The following is a 448-nucleotide window of genomic DNA, read 5'->3' on the forward strand; positions in this document are numbered from 1 at the left end:
ATCATGAATTGATTCGCGAAGCTATCCATTGCTCTTCTATATCTATCTAAATCATCTCCTATCTTTCTAAATTCATCAATTCTATAGACAAGTTCTTTCTCTACTTCACTTAACCTTCTTTCAATTTCTTTAGCGGTATTTCCTTTCCAGCTATGTCCCAATAGTGTTTTTATGGCATTGACATTTTTTCTGTGATTTTCTAATTCTAAAATACACGATTCTAAATCATTTTTGGCACCTACTACATCGGCAGCATGTGCTATAACATCATAATTTTTCATGAAGATCACCCGTTTTTCAGTTTTGTTTATCAACAGTTTCAAATTCAACCGCTCTTTGTTCTATGAAATCAGCCTCAGAACGAATACGTTCCATATACCCTCTTTGAAATCTATAAATGCCGTATGTAAGTGTATTAATTAAATTACCATCAACACTAGCTGGTGAT

The 448-nt window shown here is 33.0% G+C and carries 1 protein-coding gene; it reads right to left on the minus strand.

All coding sequences use genetic code 11. The features are described from left to right. Positions 1-281, minus strand: a 281-nt coding sequence (locus SB717_RS33725; RefSeq protein WP_410907163.1) for a hypothetical protein, incomplete at its 3' end; no start/stop codon positions are given. Between the last annotated feature and the right edge of the window lie 167 nt (positions 282-448).

Origin of the sequence: Priestia sp. SIMBA_032 (assembly GCF_046535215.1) — a bacterium.
GTDB lineage: Bacteria > Bacillota > Bacilli > Bacillales > Bacillaceae_H > Priestia > Priestia aryabhattai.